This is a genomic window from Pseudorhodoplanes sp., from assembly GCF_035565855.1.
Taxonomy (GTDB): Bacteria; Pseudomonadota; Alphaproteobacteria; order Rhizobiales; family Xanthobacteraceae; genus Pseudorhodoplanes.
The window spans coordinates 1-3,521 of the sequence record NZ_DATMRX010000125.1 but is presented as its reverse complement, the minus strand read 5'-3'; the positions used below and the strand labels follow the sequence as shown (position 1 = coordinate 3,521).

Below are 3,521 nucleotides of genomic sequence, written 5' to 3'. Positions count from 1 at the left end.
AGGTGATCGCGGGCTTCGATGCGGCGAAACTCGACGCGCTGACACAGGCGCTGCTCAAGGCGCAGAAGCGGCAAGTCGCGCTGAGCCTGCCGAAGTTCAAATTCGAATTCGCCGCCGACCTGATCGCGCCGTTCAAGCCGCTCGGCATGCGCAAGGTATTCGACCCGGCGCAATCGGACCTGTCCGGCCTGACCGGACAGCCGCGCGAAAAGGCGCAATCGACCATCGACCAGATCGCGCATCGTGCGGTGATCGAGGTCGCCGAGGAAGGGACGGAAGCTGCCGGAGCGACGGCCGTCGTGGTCACGACCCGCACGATGGCGCCCGGCCATCAGCCGGAGCGGTTCACCGTCGACCGGCCGTTCATGTTCGTCATCGCCGACGACAAGACCGGGGCGATCCTGTTCGCAGGTCGCGTCAGCGATCCGCGGAGCTAGGTTGGTTCCGACATACGTTTCGCACTATCCATTGTTTCGAACTATCCATCCCGCTTGAGCGCGGCTTGCCGGATGTCCGAGGGCGATGCGCCATAGCGGCGGCGGAAGGTGCGGTTGAAATAGGACAGGTCGCTGAACCCGCAATCGAATGCGATTCCACTAATGGTATGCGCCGCAAAGCGCGGATCGAGGACCAGGCGATGGGCGCGCTGCAGCCTTTGCCCGAGTACGAATTCCGAGAAGCTCGTGCCGTCCCGCTCGAACAGCATGCGGACATATCGCGGCGAGATTCCATGCGCCAACGCCACCGATTCTGCGGAGAGCGAAGCGTCGGTGAGATGCTGAACGATGTGAGATTTGATGCCGTGCAGTCTCGCGGCGCGCAGGCCGCGATCGCGCGCGATCTCGGCGGCATCGTCGGTCGCTCCGATCGCGAGCGCAGCGAGATCGTGCATGTGCGCCGCGACCGCCCAGCGAAGTTCGGGCGTGGCGAGCAATGCCTCGTTGCTCAATGAACTCGCATAACTTGCCAGCAAGCGCAGGGCCGGACTGTCCACCACGATCGGCGCGAGGAGGGCTCTGTCGAGGTCGGCGATCTGCGGCGCAAGCCGCGCGCGGCTGAAGCGCAGATTGACGGCGCGCAAGGAATAGCCGGTGAATATGCCGGCTACGCCATTGTCGGTAAGGGCCACCTGTCCGCTTCTGACCTCGTAACTCTTGCCGCGCTGATCCAGGACGCCGAGCCCGTCGTAGATGTAGACGAGGACAAGATCGTCGTTGTCGATCAGGCTTTCGGGGTGATGATTGCGCATCGGAGAAAGCGCGCCCGACGCCATGCCGACCCCGCAAAAGGAGCGCAAGGACATCTCGGCTTCGAGTTCGTGAAACGGCAATCGCTCGATCTCGAGGCGCAGAATGGTGCGGCCGAATATTTCGACAAATTCGTCAGTTGCGCTAGGGCCGGAAAATTCCGCGGTCGAAAAGCGCAGGGTTGTCATCTCGCCATTCGCAGAGGTCATATTGCGGTCCTTGGTGAGAAGGCTCCTTCTTATGTCACCGCGACGCAACAAAGTATTCAAAATAAAGCGATTTCCGCCCAGTCCTGTGATCCGTTCCTCATAGTCCGAGATCGCGGCCGGAAGCACTCCTAGCGTGCCTCGCATTGAATCAGGAATTGCGGGGCAATCATTCATGGCCTGGAATCGGACTGGCGCGGCCGCGCTCGTTGTCACATGCGCGTTCACTTCTGCGGCATAGGTGCGGGTTGCGCATGGCGCCGACATCGCAGTCAAAGCGCAACCGGCGGCCGTGCCTTACGAAAGCTGGACCGGGTTCTATGTCGGCGGCAATCTCGGTTACGCTTGGGGCCGCGCCGATCCTTACGCCTCCTATGTTGCCGATCCCGCCGGAAATACGGTGCCGGCTGCTTTGGCAAGCCTGAATTCACCCGGCGCGATCGGAGGCGCCCAGCTCGGATACAACGCGCGATGGGGCCGCTTCGTATACGGCGGCGAGATCGACTTCAGCTGGATGAAGGCAAGGAAGGACGGCTTCGTCGATCCGTTCTGGACGACGGAGCCGATGTCGAACAACCTTGCCTTGTCGTCGAGTTACGATTGGTTGGCGACGGCGCGGCTGCGCGCGGGCGTGGCGGTCACGCCAGCCTTCCTGGCTTACGTGACGGGCGGCCTTGCGATGACGCGCGTCACCGATCTCGCCGCCTTCAGCTTTCCGACCATTCCCTCGACCAGCATCTGGACCGAGACGCGGACCCAGTTTGGCGCGGTCGTCGGCGGCGGAATCGAATATGCGCTATCGCCGAACTGGTCGGTGAAGGCGGAGTATCTGCACGCCTGGTTCAATGACATCCTGCCGCAATGGACGACGCCCGGTACCGTGGCGGGAAGCCCGGTGGCCTTCGAGCATTCGATGAGCGTGGTGCGCGGCGGTTTGAACTATCGCCTCGATCCCGGCCCGCGCAGCGCCTATGCGGCGCACGGCGTGCTGCCGCCGGCGCCTATGTCATGGTCGGGCTTCTACGCGGGCCTCAATGCCGGCTATGTCCGTACGCAATCCAATACATTCGCGACGGCGGACAACCAATGCCCGGCTCTCCTTTGTCTCACCATGTCCTTGCCGAAGCTCAGCAGCCGCGGATTCATCGGCGGCGGTCAGCTCGGCCATAACTGGCAGGCCGGCGCCTTCGTGGTCGGCGGGGAAGTCGATTTCAGCGGCCTGAGCGGGAAGGCGGAAGCCACGGCGATGCCGCTGTTCGTCGGGGCGCCGGATACCGGAACATTCGCCTCCCGCTACGACTGGCTTGCGACCGCGCGACTGCGCGCTGGCGTGTCCGTGACGCCTGACTGGCTCGTCTACGCCACCGGCGGTCTTGCCGTCGCGCATGTGGAAGACGCGGTGCTCCGCGCGAATATCACTATCCCGAACTTTCCTCGCGAGATTCTGTACGCGCGGACCGACACGCTGTACGGCGCCGTGATCGGCGGCGGTCTGGAATATGCGTTCTCGCGCAACTGGTCGGTCCGGGCCGAATATCTGCACGCGCAGTTTAACAAGTCTGCGCCGCAGCAGACGACGATCGGCGCGCCGCCACCTTACGGCTTCGACCACCGCCTCGATATGGTTCGTCTCGGCGTGAACTACCGGATCGATTGACCCACCTCGGGCCGCGCGCGCCTTTCGAGCCGCGTACCGCGATGTCCGCGACGGGCATCGCCATATCGCCAGCCAAAATAGTGCTGGGCGAAGGCCGTTCCGGGACTTATGGTTAAGTAAGTCTTAAGGTCGGGCCCATGTCACATCGAACCGTTTGTGCAGGCATGATCGCGGTGCTGCTGGTCGCGGGCTCCCAGTTCGCGGTCCATGTTTCGCTGGAGTCCGTGGCCCGGGTGGCCACGCTCGAGAGCAGATTGTTTCAGCCAGAATTGCGACCGAGCGGCCGGTTCACTTCAACCGCCGTCGCGCAGGCATCCACCGGCACGATCCGGTAGGCCGGCCCCCGGCGGCGCGGCTTCACATCACCTTGATCTCTGTCAGGTCCTCGCCGATCACGATCGTGCCGGAAAG

4 protein-coding genes are annotated in these 3,521 nt (G+C 63.4%); 3 read left to right on the top strand and 1 reads right to left on the bottom strand.

Translation table 11 applies throughout. The features are described from left to right. Window positions 1-437 (top strand): serpin family protein (locus VN004_RS07090; RefSeq protein WP_325608388.1); only part of this gene is annotated, 437 nt, incomplete at its 5' end. A 41-nt stretch (window positions 438-478) separates the two neighbouring features. Here VN004_RS07090 and VN004_RS07085 read toward each other — a convergent pair. Continuing rightward, window positions 479-1,456, bottom strand: a complete 978-nt coding sequence (locus VN004_RS07085) for an AraC family transcriptional regulator (RefSeq protein ID WP_325608386.1) — start codon at window positions 1,454-1,456, stop codon at window positions 479-481. 238 nt (window positions 1,457-1,694) lie between these two features. Between VN004_RS07085 and VN004_RS07080 the strand changes: the two genes are divergently transcribed. Together VN004_RS07080 and VN004_RS07075 are read left to right on the top strand one after the other, a co-directional pair. Then, a complete protein-coding gene (locus VN004_RS07080) occupies window positions 1,695-3,110 on the top strand; it encodes an outer membrane protein (protein WP_325608384.1) in 1,416 nt (471 codons plus the stop codon). A 164-nt stretch (window positions 3,111-3,274) separates the two neighbouring features. Then, complete coding sequence (locus tag VN004_RS07075) at window positions 3,275-3,445, top strand: hypothetical protein (protein ID WP_325608382.1); 171 nt, start codon at window positions 3,275-3,277, stop codon at window positions 3,443-3,445. Window positions 3,446-3,521: the final 76 nt, after the last annotated feature.

What these genes read in the sequence shown, in the direction of transcription:
- VN004_RS07085 (WP_325608386.1), bottom strand. Translation starts at nt 1,456, where the DNA reads ATGACCTCTGCGAATGGCGAGATGACAACCCTGCGCTTTTCGACCGCG.
- VN004_RS07075 (WP_325608382.1), top strand. Translation starts at nt 3,275, where the DNA reads ATGATCGCGGTGCTGCTGGTCGCGGGCTCCCAGTTCGCGGTCCATGTT.